This is a genomic window from Rhizorhabdus sp., from assembly GCF_018006725.1.
Lineage (GTDB): Bacteria > Pseudomonadota > Alphaproteobacteria > Sphingomonadales > Sphingomonadaceae > Rhizorhabdus.
On record NZ_JAGMXV010000079.1, the window covers coordinates 1 to 19295 of the forward strand.

At 61.9% G+C, this 19295-nt stretch carries 23 protein-coding genes and 3 pseudogenes; 21 read left to right on the forward strand and 5 right to left on the reverse strand.

Features of this window, described 5'->3' with window-relative positions; all coding sequences use genetic code 11:
- Positions 1–235: pseudogene (locus KAY22_RS12570) on the forward strand (hypothetical protein); the annotation flags it as partial.
- 49 nt (positions 236–284) lie between these two features.
- Here KAY22_RS12570 and KAY22_RS12575 read toward each other — a convergent pair.
- Entirely contained in the window at positions 285–626 is a 342-nt protein-coding gene (locus KAY22_RS12575; RefSeq protein ID WP_296623815.1) for a hypothetical protein, read from the reverse strand.
- A 299-nt stretch (positions 627–925) separates the two neighbouring features.
- On the reverse strand, positions 926–1120 hold the full coding sequence (locus tag KAY22_RS12580; RefSeq protein WP_296623816.1) for a hypothetical protein: 195 nt from the start codon (positions 1118–1120) through the stop codon (positions 926–928).
- Between the two features lie 45 nt (positions 1121–1165).
- On the opposite strand from KAY22_RS12580, the gene KAY22_RS12585 reads away from it, so the two are divergent.
- From KAY22_RS12585 to KAY22_RS12680, 20 genes and pseudogenes are all read left to right on the forward strand, one after another.
- The gene (locus tag KAY22_RS12585) at positions 1166–1462 is read left to right on the forward strand and encodes a DUF736 domain-containing protein (protein WP_024921864.1); all 297 of its coding nucleotides are present in this window, start codon (positions 1166–1168) and stop codon (positions 1460–1462) included.
- A 127-nt stretch (positions 1463–1589) separates the two neighbouring features.
- Positions 1590–1877: pseudogene (locus KAY22_RS12590) on the forward strand (DUF736 domain-containing protein).
- A gap of 370 nt (positions 1878–2247) precedes the next feature.
- Positions 2248–3444 carry a DUF932 domain-containing protein gene (locus tag KAY22_RS12595; protein WP_296623817.1) on the forward strand — a complete coding sequence of 399 codons (1197 nt, stop codon included), beginning with the start codon at positions 2248–2250 and terminating at the stop codon, positions 3442–3444.
- 240 nt (positions 3445–3684) lie between these two features.
- Complete coding sequence (locus KAY22_RS12600; RefSeq protein WP_211400707.1) at positions 3685–3897, forward strand: helix-turn-helix transcriptional regulator; 213 nt, start codon at positions 3685–3687, stop codon at positions 3895–3897.
- 220 nt (positions 3898–4117) lie between these two features.
- Positions 4118–4381, forward strand: coding sequence for a DUF2285 domain-containing protein (locus KAY22_RS12605; protein WP_211400706.1), 264 nt, complete (start codon positions 4118–4120; stop codon positions 4379–4381).
- Between the two features lie 151 nt (positions 4382–4532).
- Complete coding sequence (locus KAY22_RS12610) at positions 4533–4856, forward strand: DUF6499 domain-containing protein (protein WP_211400705.1); 324 nt, start codon at positions 4533–4535, stop codon at positions 4854–4856.
- Positions 4768–5352: a DUF2285 domain-containing protein gene (locus KAY22_RS12615; RefSeq protein WP_296623822.1), complete on the forward strand. Its 585-nt coding sequence runs from the start codon at positions 4768–4770 to the stop codon at positions 5350–5352. The genes KAY22_RS12610 and KAY22_RS12615 overlap by 89 nt, the downstream gene beginning before the upstream one ends.
- 183 nt (positions 5353–5535) lie before the next feature.
- A complete protein-coding gene (locus tag KAY22_RS12620) occupies positions 5536–5778 on the forward strand; it encodes a helix-turn-helix domain-containing protein (protein WP_211400704.1) in 243 nt (80 codons plus the stop codon).
- Between the two features lie 8 nt (positions 5779–5786).
- Positions 5787–6650 (forward strand): replication initiator protein A, encoded by an 864-nt coding sequence (locus KAY22_RS12625; RefSeq protein WP_211400712.1) that lies wholly within the window; start codon positions 5787–5789, stop codon positions 6648–6650.
- A gap of 292 nt (positions 6651–6942) precedes the next feature.
- A complete protein-coding gene (locus KAY22_RS12630; RefSeq protein ID WP_211400703.1) occupies positions 6943–7434 on the forward strand; it encodes a DUF2840 domain-containing protein in 492 nt (163 codons plus the stop codon).
- On the forward strand, positions 7431–7991 hold the full coding sequence (locus KAY22_RS12635; protein ID WP_211400702.1) for a S26 family signal peptidase: 561 nt from the start codon (positions 7431–7433) through the stop codon (positions 7989–7991). The genes KAY22_RS12630 and KAY22_RS12635 overlap by 4 nt, the downstream gene beginning before the upstream one ends.
- On the forward strand, positions 7991–8353 hold the full coding sequence (locus KAY22_RS12640; RefSeq protein WP_296623818.1) for a DUF736 domain-containing protein: 363 nt from the start codon (positions 7991–7993) through the stop codon (positions 8351–8353). Before KAY22_RS12635 ends, KAY22_RS12640 begins: the two co-directional genes overlap by 1 nt.
- A gap of 152 nt (positions 8354–8505) precedes the next feature.
- Positions 8506–9363, forward strand: coding sequence for a lytic transglycosylase domain-containing protein (locus tag KAY22_RS12645; protein ID WP_246579600.1), 858 nt, complete (start codon positions 8506–8508; stop codon positions 9361–9363).
- Positions 9360–9605, forward strand: a complete 246-nt coding sequence (locus tag KAY22_RS12650) for a hypothetical protein (RefSeq protein WP_211400701.1) — start codon at positions 9360–9362, stop codon at positions 9603–9605. The genes KAY22_RS12645 and KAY22_RS12650 overlap by 4 nt, the downstream gene beginning before the upstream one ends.
- Positions 9602–11338 carry a VirD2 family relaxase/mobilization nuclease gene (locus tag KAY22_RS12655; protein WP_056299346.1) on the forward strand — a complete coding sequence of 579 codons (1737 nt, stop codon included), beginning with the start codon at positions 9602–9604 and terminating at the stop codon, positions 11336–11338. Before KAY22_RS12650 ends, KAY22_RS12655 begins: the two co-directional genes overlap by 4 nt.
- Positions 11339–11451: 113 nt before the next feature.
- Complete coding sequence (locus tag KAY22_RS12660) at positions 11452–11706, forward strand: type II toxin-antitoxin system Phd/YefM family antitoxin (protein ID WP_056299343.1); 255 nt, start codon at positions 11452–11454, stop codon at positions 11704–11706.
- Positions 11703–12125, forward strand: a complete 423-nt coding sequence (locus tag KAY22_RS12665; protein ID WP_056299340.1) for a type II toxin-antitoxin system VapC family toxin — start codon at positions 11703–11705, stop codon at positions 12123–12125. Before KAY22_RS12660 ends, KAY22_RS12665 begins: the two co-directional genes overlap by 4 nt.
- A gap of 81 nt (positions 12126–12206) precedes the next feature.
- Positions 12207–12869 carry a TenA family protein gene (locus KAY22_RS12670; protein WP_056299336.1) on the forward strand — a complete coding sequence of 221 codons (663 nt, stop codon included), beginning with the start codon at positions 12207–12209 and terminating at the stop codon, positions 12867–12869.
- Positions 12870–13022: 153 nt separating this feature from the next.
- Positions 13023–15038, forward strand: coding sequence for a conjugal transfer protein TraG (locus KAY22_RS12675; RefSeq protein WP_056300836.1), 2016 nt, complete (start codon positions 13023–13025; stop codon positions 15036–15038).
- A 3-nt stretch (positions 15039–15041) separates the two neighbouring features.
- Positions 15042–15479, forward strand: a complete 438-nt coding sequence (locus tag KAY22_RS12680; protein WP_056299332.1) for a ribbon-helix-helix protein, CopG family — start codon at positions 15042–15044, stop codon at positions 15477–15479.
- Positions 15480–15940: 461 nt separating this feature from the next.
- Here the strand turns inward: KAY22_RS12680 and KAY22_RS27940 are convergent.
- The 3 genes and pseudogenes from KAY22_RS27940 to KAY22_RS12700 form a co-directional block, all read right to left on the reverse strand.
- Positions 15941–16710: pseudogene (locus KAY22_RS27940) on the reverse strand (enoyl-CoA hydratase).
- A gap of 287 nt (positions 16711–16997) precedes the next feature.
- Entirely contained in the window at positions 16998–18596 is a 1599-nt protein-coding gene (locus tag KAY22_RS12695) for a GMC family oxidoreductase N-terminal domain-containing protein (protein ID WP_296623820.1), read from the reverse strand.
- Between the two features lie 312 nt (positions 18597–18908).
- On the reverse strand, positions 18909–19295 hold a 387-nt coding region (locus KAY22_RS12700), incomplete at its 5' end, for a CoA transferase (protein ID WP_296623821.1).

Sequence of the window (19295 nt, forward strand, 5' to 3'; positions counted from 1 at the left end):
GTGGCGCACCGAGAGTACCTGCATGAGCTGCGCCAACTTCGCAGTCACCGACCGGCACCGCCCGGTCTGGCAAGCGCGCCTTGATCGCAACCTCGCTTTGGTCGCCGACGATCGACTCGATGCATCAAGCGTCGCTCTCGCCAGAACGCGCATCGCCGAGTGCGAGCGCGTCCTTTCCGATCTTTCTGCCACAGGAGAAGCCCGTGCCGAAGACGACGGCCGCAAATCCACTTGATCGACGCGTGCAGGCGACAGCCGAGAAGCTGCGCGCCGCCCTTGATCGTCTAGTCTGCGGCTCCGATGAGTCTCCGATGATCGAACGGCAATTGACCGTTGCAGCCCTCGCGCGGGAAGCGCGTGTTGGGCGTAACGCCATCTACGCCAATCACCGCGATATCCTCGATGAGCTGACTCGCGTCCGTCAGCAGCGGCGCGCTCCTAGTCGGATCGCCGCCATCACGGAGAAGGTCGCCGAACAACGCATCGCCGTCGACACCATGCAGGGTCAGCTTCGTCAGCTCGCGACCGAGAATGCCGGACTCATGCGGCGCGCGATCGAAGCGGAGCGCCGTGCCGACAGGGCCGAGCACCGCATCGCGCAGTTGACGAAGGAGCTTGATCGCCACCGTCGCCCCAGCTTGCTACGATCTTTGGCAGGTGAGCACGGAGAGGGTCGATGATGATGTCGTTGTATCGTCCAGCCTTCTTGCCGCTCCATGCACCAATCGCTCCTTGCCGGACGATGCAGGATAATGTCGGGTCCATCGCGGCCTCTCGGATGACGACGTCTATGCCCGATGCGCGGGACGTGTCTCGATAAGCCGTCGCGTCGTCGTCGCTGGTGTTTCTATGCCATATGCCAAGGTTTCTCCTTCGCAGAGCTGTCCAGAAGTGCGTCCATTGCAGCCTTTCTTGCTGGCGTATCTCACACCGCGTTCGGCTGCTGCGCAGCCCGCCCTTGATCCCGCAACAGCGCGATGCCGACCTTCTTCCCCGCCGTGCTCGGCTGACGCCTCCGCGCGGCTTCCTCGCGAGGCAAGAAGCTCGTCCCTGCGCCGCCTTCCACTGCGTTCCAGCCCTTCGGGTGCGGGCCGGTCGCCCGGTGTTTTCCGATCGCCATCAAGGCCGCGATGGTCGCGACCTGATACAGCAAAGGAGAAGACCTATGGCTCAGATCGGCACGTTCACCCGCAACGAAGACGGTTCGTTCGCCGGAGTCATCAAGACCCTCAACCTCAGCGTCAAGGCTCGCCTCGTCGTCGCCGAGAAGGACAGCGAGAAGTCACCCGACCTCCGCGCGCTCGTCGGCAACATCGAGATCGGGGCTGCCTGGAAGAAGGTCGCCAAGGAGACGGGCCGGGAGTACCACTCCCTCAAGCTCGACGATCCGAGCTTTCCCGCTCCGATCTACGCGAGCCTCGTGGAGAACGAAGACGGCTACGCTCTCATCTGGTCGCGCTGAAGCGGCCAACCAGCGGCGCGGCGCTCCAATCGGGGCGCCGCGATCGCGCTAAAGGACACCTCGGAAGTGTCCTCCAGCAAATAGCGAAGCAAACGCTGATGCTTCGTTTCAAAAGGACAGTTGACGACTGACCTAAAACGGCTACAGCGGCTCGGTCAAGACACTCACCCTCAACGTCAAGTCGGTGAAGTTCGTCGCCGCCGAAGGCGACAACGAGAAGGGTCCGGACTACCGCGTCATCGCCGCTGGAACGGAGTTCGGGGCGGCGTGGAAGAAGACGTCCGACAAGGGCAACGACTACCTCTCCGTCAAGCTCGACGACCCGTCGTTCCCGGCTCCAATCTATGCGAGCCTGGTGGAGAGCGAAAGCGAGGATCTGGCGCTCATCTGGTCGCGCCGTCGCGCCGCCGACTGAGACCGGCCACCAGCGAGGCCCCGCGCAAGCGGGGCTTCGTCATGCTCATATCCGCCACCGCAAGATAAGGAATACGGCGAGCTGCGCTCGCATTGTTCCGATCGGCTGCGGCTGAAGCCCTTGCCGATCGAGTGGGGAACCAAGGGGTCTTACCCCTTGCTCCCCGCAAATGCCGCCTGTTGCGGAGCAGGGCCGCGGCCTCGCAGAACGGCCGATCACCACGTCGGCATCACATCGTCATCCGCTCCGCTCGCCTCGCAGCCTGGCCCCCGCGCGCCGGCATGTGCCCCCTCCATCCCCGCGCGCTCACGCGCCCCCGGAAGGCATGTCGGGGGACATGCCTTCGGCATTAACGGGAAAGGACAGGACAATGAACTTCATCAGCAGCAGCCAGACCCCGCAGGCAGTGAATAGCGGTTTCCGCGTGGACATCTCGCGCGGGCAGCGGATCGGCCGTGTGTCGTCGGAATGGTTCTCTCGCCCGAACGATCAGCGTTATTTGTCGCTCACAGAGCTTTACGATGCCGTGAAGATGCGCGCGGATCGTGCGAAGACCCGCACCGTCGAAAGCCGCGCCGTTCGCGTTGAGGCGAGCAGGGACAACGCCGAGCGGCTTTCGCTGATCGTCCCCGGACAGGACCAGCCGATTTCCCCGACGCATTGGAGCTTTGGGCAGTTGTGCAGCCTTGTCGGCGCACCCGCAACCTATATGCGCCAGCTTGCCGCGCCGCTCGCAGGCATCAACTTACAGCATGGCTTGCTGTCGCATCGCGCCGAGCTTGTGAAGACGCTGGAAGCGGAAGACGGACGCATTGAACTGCGCGCCGTGACCGGACCGGACTACGGCCGCATCTGGGACCATGAGCTTGTCGCCGCCGTGATGAAGATCGCGGGCAACGGCACGGGCGATACCATGTGGAAAGTGCCGGGCGTTTTGGATTGGGCGACCATGACGCACAATCCGTTCGTGGATATCACCAAGGACACCACCACGCTTTACGCCAGCGACCGCGATGTTTTCCTTTTCCTTGTGGACGACACGCACCCCATCGAGGCCGGACGCCTGCCGAACGGCGAGCCGGATCTGTATTTCCGGGGCTTCTATTGCTGGAATAGCGAAGTCGGCAGCAAGACACTTGGTATTGCGTCTTTCTATCTCCGCGCCGTTTGCATGAACCGCAATTTGTGGGGCGTGGAAGGGTTCGAGGAAATCAGCATCCGGCACAGCAAGTTTGCCGCGCAACGCTTCGCCCAAGAGGCGGCACCGGCATTGACCAGCTTCGCCCATTCCTCGCCCGCGCCATTCGTCGACGGGATCAAGGCGGCGCGCGAACATATTGTTGCCCGCACCGATGAGGACCGCGAAACCTTCCTGCGCAAGCGCGGGTTCAGCAAGGCCGAAACCGGCAGGATCATAGAGACCGTGCTTTCGGAAGAAGGCCGCCCGCCCGAAAGCATCTTTGACTTTGTGCAGGGCATGACGGCGCATGCCCGCACCAAGGCGCATCAGGACACGCGCCTGGAACTGGAGGGGAAGGCAAAGACCCTGCTGGAGAAGGCGATATAATCAGCGAAGGCCGCGCCGGTTGCGCGGCTCTCCGCCTTTCAGGCTTTGCACCTTCGGAAAATTTCGCGCCGATCCAGCGTTGCAGATCGGCGGCGCGGCCGTGCGCAGAACACGGCCGCCGCTCGCCGGACTGCGCCCGGCTCGCGATTCACGCACCGACCGGCTAAGGGACGATGACGGCTCGTCGAATACCTAGTATATTGGGTGGAAGTATATTAGGTAGCCGGTGACTCCTCCCGCATGAACTTACGGGAGAGAGTCGCAAGGAACCTGCGTCGGCTGAGACAGGAGAAATCTGTCTCGCAGGAGGAGCTTGCCCATCTTGCCCAGGTCAACCGCAATTACGTCGGCATGTTGGAACGCGAAGAATATGCCGCCTCCATCGATATGCTGGAGAAACTCGCCCTCGCGCTCGACATCGACCCGATCGAGTTTCTGCGCGCCGATACCTGATAACGCGCAGACATCACCGCCCGCCTGCAAAAAAAGAAGATCGTCCTGGATACGGCAATGCCCGCCGCTGGCACGAAAGCGTCAAGTTGTCAGACTATTTATCGCATCTGCGGCATAACATTATTCCGCGTCTGGAGAAGGAATGTCGCCGAAAGTTCGATTGCGGGGGTAACCGGATAATCCAGTTTGAATCTAAAGCGCATAAGTCAGAGGCACGTCGATGACAAAGCCTAACTTCAAGGACAGTCCGCCGCTGACCGATCGGGTGAACGCATATGATGAGGCGCACCTTGCTACCTATCTGCGTCTGTTGGACGCCGCCGAGGAAGGTGCCGATTGGCGCGAGGTTGTCAAAATCGTATTCGGCTTTGACGTGACATCCGATCCCGAACGCGCCAAGCGGATTCATGACAGCCATTTGGCTCGAGCGCGCTGGATGACCGAGAACGGCTACCGTCACCTGCTTGAACCCCGCATGCAGTAAGTTCCGCGACGTCTCTCATCACGACAGCCAAAGTGAATTTGTTGTCCGGTCGAAGAACCCTCTGCATTCCGATTATCTGTCTTGCCGTTTTCCCGGTCTTCGCCATAGACGGAATCATCCCGAAGCCAACGACTGAGGGGGAGGTCGCGTCATGGAGCCGCTGCAAGACTGGCGCTCACCGCAATTCGAGGAACAGTTGAGCCGGCTCGACCGTGGCGGCATCACGTTCGAGTTCCTGCGCCGCAACAAGCAATATCGCAAAGACTATCATGCCGTGGCGGAAGCCGTCGTCTCGGGAAGGCTTGAGAAGCGTGAGGCGATAGCGCGCCTTTCACGCCGCTGGGGGCTGGCCTTTCGCGGCGGACCCCGCTGCATCGGCTTTGGTCGTGCAGCCGATATGGCTGCCGCAGCTCAACCCTGCCACGCTCATTGTCACGGCCGCGCCGGAAGGCTTTGCCGCGCGTTCCTTACCTGACCCCGCAACGCTATCCATTCGCGGAGAACCGAGCAGCGACGGATTGCATGGTGTCGTCGAAGACGTACAAGGCGATCTCGGCGTCTGGCTTCCGAGCGGTGATACGGTCGTACAGGCAGGCGTTTTTCTGCCGTTCGACGAGCATTTCCATTGGCGCAGGAAAAATGCGCTTCGACTCTACCGGCACATCAGTGGCGAGCGATCCGGACCTCCGCCGCGCGAGGAACGCCTGACCCGTTTCCAGCTTCACCGGGCCGCGCTGATGCTGCGCGTATGGGACGGCGTGGAATCCGGCGAGCCGCGTCGTTTGATTGCGAGTATCCTGATCAACGAGAAGGTCAGGACGTTGCGCGCGCTCGACTGGAAGAACGCGCCGGAGCGACGGCGGCTGGCCCGCATTCTTGCCGCCGCCCGTGAACGCATCGAAGGCGGATATCTGCGCTGGCTCGCTCCCCGGGCGAGACACCAGCGGCACAATGTTGATCGCAAGACCTGACACGTCATCCCGATCCTGATGCGCAGCGGCCCGGCCATCGGCACCCACGCATGTCGCGCCAGGCGGGAAGGGGGGACACTTCTGTTAACGGCTACGAATTTCGTCACTCCTCCGAGCCGCGAATTTTTCGCCATCGTCGCACCCGACTCGCCGCCGTGATGGCGGCTGCGACGGAGGTCCGCAATGCTGGAGAAGACCGATAAGAATTGGCCGCGTTTCGTGCGAACGCCCGAGGCTGCGCGCTTGCTCGATCTGTCTCCTCGCACGTTGGAGAAACACCGCTGCGACGGCACCGGGCCGGTCTATCACAAGCTCGGCGGCCGCGTGGTCTACGCCGTCGCCGATCTTGAGGCATGGGTTGACGGTTGCGCGCGGCAGTCTACTTCGGAATCCGCGGCTGGTCATGCGGCCGGCACTGCGCGCTGAGCATCGCTATGTCGGCGAGCCGCTCATACGACAGTCAGCAACTCGAACTCTTCCGGGCGCGCGCCGGTGACATCGCTGCCCGCGACGCGCAGGACTTGATGTCCTGGCCGTTCTTTTCCCTCGCCAAAGTGCGTCGTGTGACGCCGATCGACTTCCGCATGGGCGAGGTATCGATCCGCGTCGAAGCGACCGCGGAGCACGGCATGGCCACGATCTGGGACGCCGACGTGCTGATCTGGGCCGCCAGCCAGATCGTCGACGCGCGCGACCGCGGGCTGCGCACGTCGCGCCTGATGGCCGCCACACCGTATGAGATCCTCACCTTCGTCGGCCGCAGCGATTCCGGCCTGAGCTACGACCGCCTGAAGGCGGCGCTCGACCGGCTGCAATCCACCACCGTCGTCACCTCGATCCGCCAGCCGTCCGAGCGGCGGCGGCACCGCTTCTCGTGGATCAACGAATGGAAAGAACGTCTCGACGCGACCGGCCGACCGCTCGGGATCGAATTGATCCTGCCGGACTGGTTCTATGCCGGCGTTCTCGACGACGCGCTGATCCTCACCATTGACCGTGCCTATTTCCACCTGACCGGCGGGCTCGAGCGCTGGCTGTATCGCCTCGTGCGCAAGCATGGCGGCCGGCAGACGCACGGCTGGAGCTTCGATCTCCCGCACCTGCATCTGAAGTCCGGCAGCCTGTCGCCGCTGCGCCGTTTCCGGTTCGAGCTGCGCGCCATCGTCCAGCGCCAGCCGTTGCCCGGCTACCACCTGACACTGATCGACGATCCCGACGGCCGGCAGCGCCTGATCTTCCGGCCCGCGGGTTCCGACTGCACCGTTGCGCCGCTCCAGCGGCAGGGAGGCGTGCGATGAACATGGCACGCGCCGGTGCAAAAGGTGTGGATGGACCCGTACTATTGGGAACGCCGACACCCGTACTATCAGGAACGCGAGTCCCGTACTATTGGGAACGCGCGCGCCTCTTAACTGTCTGGCGCGACAAGGCGGATTTGTCCCCCTCTAACTTTCCTAACTCAAAGTCCTTCGGACTTTTGCTAACGCGGCACGCCACCTCGCGGAATTGTGGACGCGGGACTATCGCACGTCCGATCGGTTGCGACTGCCTTAACATCATCGTGTCGCGCTTCGTCCGAGGGTTGCGGCCATGACGGCAGACCTGCGCGCGAGCGGACCAACCGACCACACGCTGGTCGAACTGACGTGGCGCGAAAAGCGCATCGAGCACCGTATCCGCTTCGGGCACATCGTCGACGAACAGCGTCTCGACCGCCATCGACGCATCGTCAGTTTCGTGCCCGGAAGTATCTTCGCCTTCGTCCGTTGGGCGGCCAATGAATACGGCACGATCATCTCGCGGATCGACATCCTGCGCACCGTGACGACCGGCGAGCCGTATCAGACGCTGCCGTTCGTGCGCCCCGGCGGCGACATCCTGTTGCGGATCAGCGGATGGCCGAAGGTGCAGCGCGTGCTGGCCGCGATCGACGCGATCGAAGCGCTCGATATCGATCCCGCTGACGTTGCGCCAGAACACTGGCGGCATCTCAACCATCGCATCAGCGTCAACGAACCGTTCCGCATCTACAGCCCCGAGCAGCACCGCGCCTGGCTGTTGCGGCGCGAGGTTTCGCCATGATCTGGCGCCACATGACGTTGCTGTCGATGCTTGCTGGCGCAGCTTTGATCGTCGTGCCGGCCTGGAGCCGGCCGGACATCCGGTTCATCTGGAACGCATCCACGAGCGTGCCGATCGGGCTCTACCGCATCGTTCCCGGCGACCAGGTCGACGTCACCGATCTCGCCGTCGTCATGCCGCCCGCGGAGCTGGCGGCATTTCTCGACGAACGTCGCTATCTGCCGCGCGGCCTGCCTCTCATCAAGCGGGTCCTGGCGCTCGGCGGCACGACGATCTGCCGGCGCGGCAGCGCCATCATCGCCTATGACGGAATCTACGGACAGGCGCTCGCGCGCGACACGCGCGGCCGACCGCTGCCCGACTGGCAAGGCTGCCGCACGCTTCATGACGGCGAAGCCTTTTTCATGAATTGGGACAGCTCCGACAGCTTCGACAGCCGCTACTTCGGGCCGCTTCCCATCACCACCATCATCGGTCGCGCCATTCCCGTCTGGACCACCGGTGCCGCCGATCCGGCCGCGGAATTCCTCCGTGCGCCGGTCTCCGACGAGCCGTAATGGCTCGCTTCTCCAACCAGATGAGGATCATTGCAATGACTCAGATTGGAGCGTTCACCCGCAAGGAAGATGGCTTCTTCGGCCGCGTACGCACACTCGTTTTCGACGCCGAGGTGTCCATTCTTCCGATCGATGAATCCGACACCGAGAATGCGCCAAACCATCGCGTCTTCTGTAACGGCATGGAAGTTGGCGCGGCCTGGGATCGCACCGGCGACCGTGCCGGTGCGTACCTCTCCGTAACCATCGACGATCCGATCTTGAACCAACCCATCCGCGCTCGCCTGTTCGAGTCCGACACCAAGAAAGATGTGTGGAACCTGCTCTGGACGCGGCGGAAGAAACAGGAAGGCGAGGGGTGACGGCTATGCGGTGCCGGCGCTCGCGCGACCGTTCTCCTGCAATCCCCTTGATCGATCGAGCGCCCATCAATCCCCTCGACCCGATCGCTCACAGCGCGGCCGTCGCGCGCAGCGCAGGTCAGGGGCGTCGGTCAGTTTTCCGGGTGCGCGGCATGTCGTCGGACGATGCCCGTCCGGAAAACGCCAGCCGGCGGCGCAGCCTTGCCCTTGAGCGAAGCGAGCACGATGGCAAGCTGATGGCGGTTCGGGACGGCGGCTTTCGCGCCACGCTGTCGTCGATCATCGTCATGCTGTCCGCATGTTCCGTGATCGCGTGCTCGACAGCGGACGCGACTGCGGAGCCGCCGTTTGCGTCTCCTGCGACGCGCGTAAAGTCCGCTGCTCCATCGCGCGATCCGTGGGCCGCGCACATCGCCGAGGCGGCCAAACGCTTCGCCATTCCCGAGCGCTGGATACGCGCGGTCATGGCCGTCGAAAGCACGGGGAATAGGACCGCACGATCGCCCAAGGGCGCGATGGGCCTGATGCAGATCATGCCGAAGACATGGAACGAGCTGCGCAGGCGTTACGGTCTCGGCCACGACCCTTGGCAGCCGCGCGCCAACATTCTGGCCGGCGCGGCCTATCTCCGCGAAATGCACGATCGCTATGGCTCGATGGCCGCGATGCTCGCCGCTTATAACGCAGGTCCGAGGCGCTATGATGCGCACCTTGCGAGCGGCCGCGCACTGCCGGCCGAGACTGTCGCTTACGTCGCGAAGATCGCGGCGATGATCGACGGCAAGGTCCCTGTGATGCGCTTGGCCGGCGCCGCCTCGCGCAAATCCTGGTCGCTTGGGCCGATCTTCGTCGTGCGATCTAGTGTCCACCATGATGGCGAGTTCGGGGCGGTCGATCGTCCTTCCGGTCGACCATCGAGCGCGCCTTCGATCGTCGATCTGTCGGCGCTCATGCCACCGTCCGATGGCCTCTTCGTGCGAAGACTGCGCGCAGATGGAGAACAGCGATGAGCATCGAGTTTCCACGCTTCACGGCGTGCGCAATCGTAGAGATGGCGGAGGGCAGCGGGTCAGGCCAGGCAACAACTGTGGGAAGGCAAGATAAAAAGCCGCACATCGCGGCTTGGACGGTCGGTTGTTTTGCTTCTGCTTTTTCCGATTTTTTGCACATCGTGGATCGTCGTCACGATGTGCGCGTCTTTATTTTCGCGAATGATTTCAGTGAATATCGCACATCGCGAGTTCAGCTATGACACGCGATGACGATTTCCATGTTCGCCCAGGGCGCATCCGCTCATCGCGAGCGCAGCGCGCCTTGCCTTTTGTCGCTCAGGCGCTCGCCGCCGCGCAGAGGGCCGGCGGCCGCATCTCGCGCTCCGGCAAGATCACCGCGGGCCGCGGCCCGCATTTCGCGCGCGGCCGCGTCGCAAGCATCCGCGCCAATCGCTTCATCACCAGCCGCACGCGATTCTGCACCGTCAAGGCGCTCGTGGTCCGCAACAAGAGTCCGCGCGGTCCGCTCGCCCGTCATCTCAACTATCTCCGCCGTGATGGCGTCACCCGTGACGGCGAGCGCGCGAAGATGTTCGGCCCGGAGACCGACGACGCCAACGTCAAGGAGTTCACCGAGCGCTGCAAGGACGACCGGCACCACTTCCGCTTCATCGTCTCGCCCGAAGACGCGAGCGATATGGAGGATCTGAAGCGGTTCACCCGCGAACTGATGGCGCAGGCCGAAAAGGATCTCGGCACGAAACTCGAATGGGTTGCGGTCGATCACTGGAACACCGACAACCCCCACGTCCATGTCATCGTGCGCGGCCGCGCCGATGATGGTCGCGACCTCGTGATCGACCGCGACTACATCAAGAGCGGGATGCGCGATCGTGCGCAGGATCTCATCACCCAGGAACTTGGACCGCGCACCGATCTCGACATCAGCCGCGCGCTGAGCCGTCAGGTCGAGGCCGAGCGCTGGACCCAGCTTGACCGCCAGCTTGTCCGCGACGCCAACGAGCAGGGCGTCATCGACGTGGCGCCGTCACCGGACCGGCAGCCCGACGCATACCTGACGCAAAAGGTCGGACGCCTGCGCCACCTCGAACACCTCGGCCTTGCCGAGACCATCGGCTCCGGTCAGTGGATCATCGCCAAGGAGGCGGAATCGACGTTGCGCGACCTCGGCCAGCGCAACGACATCATCAAGCGGATGCACCGCGCCCTCGACGAGCAGGGCATCGCACGTGGCGCGGCCGACTATGTCCTGGCCGGCGAGGCGCATGGCGCCCCGATCATCGGCCGGCTGGTCGAACGCGGCCTCGACAACGAATTGGTTGGGACGGCCTATGCCGTGGTGGACGGCGTCGACGGCCGCACCCACCACATCAAGCTCCAGGACATCGAGTCGGCCGGCGACAGCGCGCCGGGCTCGATCGTGGAATTGCGATCCTTCGAGGACGCGAAAGGCGAGCGCCGTGTCGCACTGGCGGTCCGATCCGACCTCTCCATCGAGGCGCAGGCGACGGCGAACGGCGCGACCTGGCTCGACCGCCAGCTAGTCGCTCGCGACCCCGTTGATCTTGGCGGCGGCTTCGGTCTGGAGGTGAAGCAGACGATGGAGGCCCGCGCCGCACATCTGATTCAGGATGGCATGGCGCGGCGCGATGGCGAGCGCATCCTATTCAACCGGAACCTGATCGGTACGCTCCGGCAACGCGAGCTGGACGCGCTCGGCGACACGCTCGCGGCCGAGACCGGTATGCCATTCCAGAAATCTGCTGAAGGTGAATTTGTCGCCGGCACGTACAGCCGGCGCTTTGCACTCGCGTCTGGCCGCTTCGCCATGATCGACGACGGCCTCGGCTTCAAGCTGGTGCCATGGACCCCGTCGATCGAGAAACATATCGGGCGGCATATTTCCGGGGTGGCCCGCGCCGATGGCGGCGTCGATTGGTCGTTTGGTCGCAAACGGGGGCTCGGGCTGTGAAGGCTAGGGTGCGCGGACCCGTGGCGGATGGGCATGGTCGCTGCCCAGCGGTTTGATCTTGAAATCCAGACTGGCCTGGCCTATGTAGGTACTTGCCTACATGGAGGTGCGTCGTGACCATCACCACTCTTTCCAGCCGCGAGCTGAATCATGACGTCAGCAGCGCCAAGAAGGCCGCACAAGACGGCCCGGTCGTCATCACCGACCGGGGCAAGCCCTCCCATGTGCTGATGACTTATGACGAGTTCTGCCGCCTCAGCGGCAAGCGCTGCCGTTTGACCCAAGCCCTCGCCATGCCGGGCCTGTCGGACATCGACTTTGATCCGCCGCGTGTCGAGATCGCGCCGCGCGGGGTCGATCTGTCTTGAATTATCTGCTCGACACCAACGTGGTTTCTGAACTGCGCAAGATCGGCGACGGAAAGGCCGATGCCAGGGTCGCAGCATGGGTCGATACCGAGGACGCCGAGAGCTTCTTCATCTCGGCAATCACCATCCTTGAGTTGGAACGCGGCGTGCTCGGCATCCAGCGTCGCGACGCCGCGCAGGGCGCGCGCCTGCGCGCCTGGCTGGACAATCATGTCCGGCCGGAGTTCGCCGGACGCATCCTGCCCATTGATGACCAGATTGCGATGCGCTGCGCGCATCTGCATATTCCCGACCGGCGCAACGAGGTCGACGCGCTGATCGCCGCGACGGCGCTTGTCCACGGCTTGACCGTGGCGACGCGCAACGTCCGGGATTTCGAGGGCACGGGCGTTGTCGTAGTCAACCCTTGGCAGGATTGATCCGGTCTCACATGTCGATGATCCGGCCGGCATGTTAGCGGCCGCTGCTCAAGGGCTTCCTGCGAAAGTGAGAGTTGAGCGATGGACGTCTTCGACCGGCTGAAAGCAGCCACAGCAGACGACTGGCAGAGCTACGTCGACCACGACTTCGTCCGCCAGATGGGCGCTGGCACGCTGCCGCAGGCGGCGTTCCGAACCTATCTCGTGCAGGACTATCTGTTCCTGATCCAGTTCGCCCGCGCTTATGCGCTCGCGACCTACAAGAGCCGCACGCTGGCGGACATGAAAGCGGCGCAGGCGGGGGTGGCGGCCATCCTCGACGAAATGGATCTTCATGTACGGCTGTGCGGCCGCTGGGGGCTGTCACCGCAGGACATCGAAGCCGCGCCCGAGCATCAGGCGACGATCGCCTATACCCGTTTCGTGCTGGATTGCGGCGCGGCCGGCGACCTGCTCGACTTGCATGTCGCGCTCGCCCCGTGCGTCATTGGTTATGCGGAGATCGGCCGCCACCTGGTGCCAGAGGGAGTCGACGCGCTCGGCGACCATCCCTATCGCGAATGGATCGCCGAATATGCAGGCGATGCCTATCAGGCTGTTGCGGCCAAGGCGCGACGCCATCTCGATGACCTGGCCGCGCGGGCGATGACCGAACGGCGCTTCAATGAACTCGCAGCGCTGTTCGGCAAGGCGTCGCGACTCGAAGCCGACTTCTGGCAGATGGGATTTGATGGGGGTCGCTGATCGCTATGTCCAATGTTGACGATTTTCCGCACGCCGCAAGTCTTTTTTCGATCACCTACGCTGTTCTACGATAACTGACACAGGCGCAGTTGAAATCTCCGCACTCCTTGCTCTTCTACGGAATATTGCAACGTGCAGGGAGATTTGCTCGCTGTGTCAGCCAGTCGAGTCGTGTGGGGCCAGATCTGCGTCGTGTTCGCGATCGTGCTGCTCGCGGTCTGGGCCGCGACGCAGTGGGTTGCGTGGCGGCTCGGCTTTCAGCCACAGCTCGGCTCACCCTGGTTCGCGCTGGTCGGCTTGCCGATCTATCCGGCGCCGGCTTTCTTCTGGTGGTGGTTCTTTTTCGATGCTTACGCGCCACACGTCTTTCTGGAGGGCGCCGGTATTGCGGCTTCGGGTGGACTCGTCGCGATCGCTGTCGCCATCCTCATGTCGATTTACCGGGCGCGCGAAGCCAAGGACGTGCGTACCTTCGGCTCGGCTCGCTGGGCCGAGCCGGATGAGGTCCAGTCCGCGGGTCTTCTCGGCGACGATGGTGTCGTTCTCGGCCGGCTTGACCGAGCCTATCTGCGACACGACGGCGCCGAGCATGTCCTGTGCTTTGCGCCGACACGATCCGGCAAAGGCGTCGGTCTTGTCGTGCCGACGTTGCTGACCTGGCCGGGCTCGTCGATCGTGCATGACATCAAGGGAGAGAACTGGGAATTGACGGCGGGCCTGCGCGCCCGCTTCGGTCGTGTGTTGTTGTTCGATCCCACCAACGCCGACTCGGCCGCCTACAATCCGCTGCTCGAGGTGCGGAAAGGCGAGTGGGAGGTGCGGGACGTTCAGAACGTCGCCGATGTACTGGTCGATCCGGAAGGTTCGTTGGAGAAGCGCAATCATTGGGAGAAGACATCCCATTCGCTCCTGGTCGGCGCGATCCTCCATGTGCTCTACGCCGAGAATGACAAGACACTCGCCGGTGTCGCGGCCTTCCTGTCCGATCCGCGCCGGCCGATCGAGGCGACATTGTCCGCCATGATGACGACGCCGCATCTCGGCGAGAAGGGGCCGCATCCCGTCATCGCCAGCGCGGCGCGCGAGTTGCTCAACAAGTCCGATAACGAAAGGTCGGGCGTGCTCTCAACTGCCATGTCATTCCTCGGCCTGTATCGCGATCCCGTCGTCGCGGCCGTCACTGCCCGCTGCGATTGGCGGATCGCGGATCTCGTGTCTGGTGAGAAACCCACGACGCTCTATCTCGTGGTGCCACCTTCCGACATCAGCAGGACGAAGCCGCTTGTGCGTCTCGTGCTCAATCAGATCGGTCGCCGGCTGACCGAGGACTTGCACGCGAAGGGCCGGAGACATCGGCTGTTGCTGATGCTCGACGAGTTTCCGGCGCTCGGCCGACTCGACTTCTTCGAGAGCGCGCTTGCTTTCATGGCCGGCTATCAGATCAAGGCATTTCTCATTGCTCAGTCCTTGAACCAGATCGAGAAAGCCTACGGCCAGAACAATTCCATCCTGGACAATTGCCACGTCAGGGTCAGCTTTGCGACCAATGACGAGAGGACGGCGAAAAGAGTCAGCGATGCGCTCGGCACCGCGACCGAGATGCGCGCCATGCAGAACTATGCCGGCCACCGTCTCGCGCCCTGGCTTGGCCATCTGATGATCTCCCGCTCCGAGACGGCGCGGCCGCTGCTCACGGCCGGGGAAGTGATGCAACTTCCGCCCGACGACGAGATCGTCATGGTCGCGGGCGTTCCGCCGGTCCGCGCCAAGAAGGCACGGTATTATGATGATCGGAGGTTCAAGGATCGGCTGCTGCCTGTTCCAAAAGACCCAAAAGCGGGCTTCGCCCCGAAACGCAACGACTGGTCTGCGTTGAAGCCCGTCGCCGTGCCAACGAGCAAGAGCATCGTCACACCGGAAGCTGCGACCGTACCAAATGGCGCGGCCAAGCCGGACGACGATCCTGCAAATGCCGGTCTCCGCCGCGAACCTGGGCTCGAGCGGCATAAGGATATCGCACCGGAACCGATGGCGACCGCCACCAACGAGTTCGATCCCGATGCCGACGAGTCGGAGCGCGAGGTTGTCGCCAATCGTGCGCTGGCACGCGACATGCGGTTGATAGCGCGGCGGATTGCTCTGGACCCCGGCGACGGCATGGAGTTGTAAGTCATGACGCAGCAGTCCGACATCGCGCCACCGTCCGGGAGGAAGAAGCGGCTATCGATCTATCTCGATCCGAACCTCTCGCATCGCTTGGCCGACCACGCGGGTCGCCGCGAGCAGTCGCGCTCGATGATCGCCGAAGCTGCCATCGCCTCATTCCTGTCACCCGACGCTGATGAGCGCCGGGAGGCCGCCTTGGCCAAGCGTCTCGATCGGATTGATCGCAACATTCAGCGTCTGGAGCGCGACATTGGCATCGCCAACGAAGCCTTCGCCATTTTCATTCGCGCCTGGCTGACATCGACCGCGTCTTTGCCGGAAGTCGCGCAGGCGTCGGCGCGTGCCAAGGGCGGCGAGCGTTATGATAGATTCCTAGAGGCACTCGGCCGGCGGCTCGCAAACGGGCCACGGCTCAGGCAAGAAGTGCCAGAAGACTGCCGGTGAGTAACTTGTTTCTATGCCAACTGCGTAGGTTAGCCAGCGCATATGCGGTTAATGTGAGCTTCCTTCCTAACGCCGTGCTTTTCGAACGTGCGGTAGAAACTCGTCTGAACTAAGGGACGTGCTCCCCTGTGCGCCAGGAATGCAGTAAAGCATCTATGGCATGTTCCGCTATGACGAGCGTATCAATCCAATCCATCGTGCGCGTATGCTTTGGAAAGGTGACGATGCCGTGAATTGCAGCAATGATAGTGCCGACCGCTTGTTTCGCAGATACGCGCGGGTTATCGCGGGTCTCAAGCAGTTCGCGGACAATTCTGTTGTAAAGCGAATAAGAACGATAGGCGAGCGGCCGAAAGGCACGCCGTCGTCGCCTTGGGCGTCAACTCTGACAGCTTTCGTGGATCGCCTGAGCATCACGAGAACTTCGCGCTTGCAGCCATCGATCCAGGAGTTATAGCACTTTAGCTTTTCGATGAAGAGAGACGCTTATCGAGGAAGGCATCAATGCCTTCCCCTGCATCTTCCTCCATCATGTTCTGCGCCATGACCTCGCTCGCCAACGCATAGGCTGCGGCGCGAGTGCGCTCGTGCTGAGCATAGAACATCGCTTTTCCGTGACGAATCGCAGCGGGGCTTTTGGCGATGATCACCTTCGCCAGATCCTCTATCGCGGTGTCAAGTTCGGCAGCGGGAACCGCGCGATTGATCAAGCCCCATTCCTCGGCGGTCGCCGGATCAATGAATCGTGCAGTCACAAGCATCTCGAATGCCCGCTTGGTTGGCACGTTGCGCGAAAGGGCTACCGCCGGTGTGGAACAGAACAACCCGACATTGATTCCAGAGACAGCGAAGCGCGCCTCATCCGAGCTACGGCCAAATCGCAACTAGCTACAAGTTGGCAGCCGGCAGCGGTGGCTAAGCCATGGACACGGGCAATGACCGGAATTGGCAGTGCGATAATCGTCTGCATTGCGTCGGTGCAGCGCGCAAAAAGCTGCCTGTAGTAATCAAGACGCGGGTTGGCTCGCATTTGTCGCAGATCGTGCCCGGCGCAGAACGCCTTGCCGGCGGCTGACAGAACCACGCAGCGGACCGACGGATCGGCTGCGATCAGCGCAAGCTCCTCCTTCAGAGTAGCCAGCAATTCCTCCGATAAACCGTTGAACTGAGCGGGACGATTGAGGCAGAGATTTACTAGGCTTAGGTGGCGTCCGCACCTGATCTCTGGCACGGCTGTCCCAGTTAGACCTTCCTTATCAAACAATCAGAGCAGCACGGACGTCGTTGACAATTGCGGCTGACGTCCAAAAGGGTAATCAAATCCATAAAAGGAGCCCGGGACCCGTCATCGGACCTCGGGCAGTCTAGGGAGGGCGCACTTCGGCGCTTGCTGCCATTTACTGACGCCTTCGCGTCAGACCGCCGACGACGAGCGGGATCACGGGAAATCAAGTGATAGCCTGTGTGATGAAAGGCAAGGTTTCAGACTGTTCCTGCCATTGAGGAGAGAACATTGGGTCACTTCCCCGCAATCAACTCTGCAGCTTTCTCCGCCATAGCCATAATCGGCAGATTGGTGTTTCCGCTAATCACGGTCGGCATAAGTGAGCCATCGATAACGCGTAGATTGTCGACGCCTCGAACCCGCAGCTTGCCATCGACGACGGCGTCGCGATCTTCGCCCATACGGCAGGTTCCGACGGGGTGGTAGATCGTTTCTGCGCGTGCTCGTATCCACTTCTTGCGCGACTCCGGGCTCTTAAAGGCATCGGGATCGAGCTTCCGCTTAATGAGCTTTTGGAGCGCAGGCTGATCGATAATATCGCACATCTGTCTAACGCTCTCTTGCATGCTGACGAAATCGCTCTCGTCCGACAGAAAGCGTGGATCGATAGCGGGCATGTCCAACGGATTTGCCGAACGCAGTCGCAATGTTCCGCGGCTTTTCGGACGAAGCTGGCAAACGCGAATGCCAAAGCCGTGCGGTACACGCTCGCCCGGCGGCGGATTTCGAAGCGCGACGATGAGATGAGCCTGCCACTCGGGCCACTGCGAATGTTTATCGGGACCCCAGAACGCTCCAGCTTCAACGCCTTGGGAGGTGGCGGGACCCGTGCCGCGGAACATATATCGCGCGCCCGCTAAGCCACCTCGGATTAATCCGAGATACGGAGTCAGTGTGATGGGTTGGGATGCCTCCAGCCGGATTGCGCAATCGAGGTGATCCTGCAAGTTGCTGCCGACGCCTGCGGAATCGATCACGGGCTTGATGCCGAGCGATCGCAGATGTTCGGCGGGTCCAATTCCCGACAGCATCAACAATTGTGGTGAGCAGATCGCGCCGGACGTCAGCAATACCTCGCGCTCCGCGGGGATGATTACCTCACGTCCGCCTTTCTCAATCACGACGCCCCGAACGCGCGTACCCTCCAACGCCAGCCTCCGAACCTGGCAGTTGGCCATGATGGTCAGATTGCTCCGCCCCTTTCCTTGATCGAGAAACTTGAATGCTCCGGAGCGTTTGCCATCCGCGATGGTGAGTTCGTAGAAGCCCGCGCCGATCTGAGATGGGCCATTGAATCCGTTGTTCTCGGGCAGGCCGGCTGACTTGGCGCTTTCAATGAAGGCTTTCGAGATTGGATGTTGCAAGGTGCCGTAAGACAAGCGGATAGGACCAGAATAGCCTCTGTCTTGATTGTGCTGGGACGTAACTCCGCTGGCGTCCTCGATCTTCCTCAAATAGGGGCGAAGGCTTTCGTATCCCCATTCCGGCAGGCCCTGCGCCGCCCACGCATCGTAATCTGCGGGGTTTCCCCGGATCGCTATCATAGAGTTGATGGCAGATGATCCTCCCACAACCTTGCCGCGGGGAATGTAGATTTTGCGGTTATTTAGTCCGGATTGAGGTTCAGTCCAAAACTGCCAGTTGTGTTTTGGACTCGTATAGAGCACGCGAATGCCTGCGGGCATATGAACAAAGATTGAAGAAGCAGGAGATCCAGCCTCAAGCAGCAACACCTTCACGTTGGGATCTTCGCTCAATCGTGCGGCAAGCACGCACCCTGCCGATCCTGCGCCGACGATGACATAATCATATCCCGAGAGCTTCATTTCCATCCCCTATTTTTGTCAAAGCCGGCGAACGGCTTGTTCGTGCAACGACCAAAACCGCCAAGTCCAGATTGCGGTTTGAGACTTGCAAAAGGCACTTCCGAACCCTAGTCTATCCTACCAATCTGGTAGGACCATTTATAGTGACCAGAGATTGGCCGTCAATGGAGAGGTCATCTCATGTTTCCATCCTGGAGAATTGCAATCCTGCTTTTCAGCGCAGGATGCCTCGTTCTGCTGCTAGCTCCCGAATCCGCTGTCCAGCCAGAAAAGGCGATGGTCCAACGCGCGATATGGGCTCTGGGCCCCTAACCGCGCTCAGGAGGTTCCAATATCGATAATCTGCCGCTCATTTAGATTTTGAATTGCTGCCGAGTCGTACTTCAGTACGGATTTGAGAATGTACGCCGTATCTTCGCCTCGTCGTGGCGGGCTTTTTGTATATTCTATCTTCGTCCCGGAAAACTTGATCGGGTTTGCAACGAGAGGGGCTGTTGTGCCGGCAGAGTGGGGAAGCTTGATCTGCATCTCCCGATGGATCACTTGTGGGTGAGCAAACACCTCATCCAGTCGATTGATAGGCGCACAAGGGACCCCCACGGGCTCCAGAATAGAAATCCAATACTGGGTCGTCTCCCGTACCAGATGGTCATCCAGTAGGGGTATAAGTTGGTCACGATTTTTGAGCCGATCCGTGTTCGTGAC

Bases quoted from the DNA above. Each gene is read 5' to 3' on its own strand.
- KAY22_RS12645 (WP_246579600.1), top strand. From the start codon at position 8,506: ATGTCGTCGGACGATGCCCGTCCGGAAAACGCCAGCCGGCGGCGCAGC.
- KAY22_RS12650 (WP_211400701.1), top strand. From the start codon at position 9,360: ATGAGCATCGAGTTTCCACGCTTCACGGCGTGCGCAATCGTAGAGATG.
- KAY22_RS12695 (WP_296623820.1), bottom strand. From the start codon at position 18,596: ATGGAAATGAAGCTCTCGGGATATGATTATGTCATCGTCGGCGCAGGA.
- KAY22_RS12610 (WP_211400705.1), top strand. From the start codon at position 4,533: ATGGAGCCGCTGCAAGACTGGCGCTCACCGCAATTCGAGGAACAGTTG.
- KAY22_RS12605 (WP_211400706.1), top strand. From the start codon at position 4,118: ATGACAAAGCCTAACTTCAAGGACAGTCCGCCGCTGACCGATCGGGTG.
- KAY22_RS12670 (WP_056299336.1), top strand. From the start codon at position 12,207: ATGGACGTCTTCGACCGGCTGAAAGCAGCCACAGCAGACGACTGGCAG.
- KAY22_RS12600 (WP_211400707.1), top strand. From the start codon at position 3,685: ATGAACTTACGGGAGAGAGTCGCAAGGAACCTGCGTCGGCTGAGACAG.
- KAY22_RS12595 (WP_296623817.1), top strand. From the start codon at position 2,248: ATGAACTTCATCAGCAGCAGCCAGACCCCGCAGGCAGTGAATAGCGGT.
- KAY22_RS12580 (WP_296623816.1), bottom strand. From the start codon at position 1,120: ATGGCGATCGGAAAACACCGGGCGACCGGCCCGCACCCGAAGGGCTGG.
- KAY22_RS12635 (WP_211400702.1), top strand. From the start codon at position 7,431: ATGATCTGGCGCCACATGACGTTGCTGTCGATGCTTGCTGGCGCAGCT.
- KAY22_RS12625 (WP_211400712.1), top strand. From the start codon at position 5,787: ATGTCGGCGAGCCGCTCATACGACAGTCAGCAACTCGAACTCTTCCGG.
- KAY22_RS12680 (WP_056299332.1), top strand. From the start codon at position 15,042: ATGACGCAGCAGTCCGACATCGCGCCACCGTCCGGGAGGAAGAAGCGG.
- KAY22_RS12585 (WP_024921864.1), top strand. From the start codon at position 1,166: ATGGCTCAGATCGGCACGTTCACCCGCAACGAAGACGGTTCGTTCGCC.
- KAY22_RS12630 (WP_211400703.1), top strand. From the start codon at position 6,943: ATGACGGCAGACCTGCGCGCGAGCGGACCAACCGACCACACGCTGGTC.
- KAY22_RS12620 (WP_211400704.1), top strand. From the start codon at position 5,536: ATGCTGGAGAAGACCGATAAGAATTGGCCGCGTTTCGTGCGAACGCCC.
- KAY22_RS12640 (WP_296623818.1), top strand. From the start codon at position 7,991: ATGGCTCGCTTCTCCAACCAGATGAGGATCATTGCAATGACTCAGATT.
- KAY22_RS12655 (WP_056299346.1), top strand. From the start codon at position 9,602: ATGACACGCGATGACGATTTCCATGTTCGCCCAGGGCGCATCCGCTCA.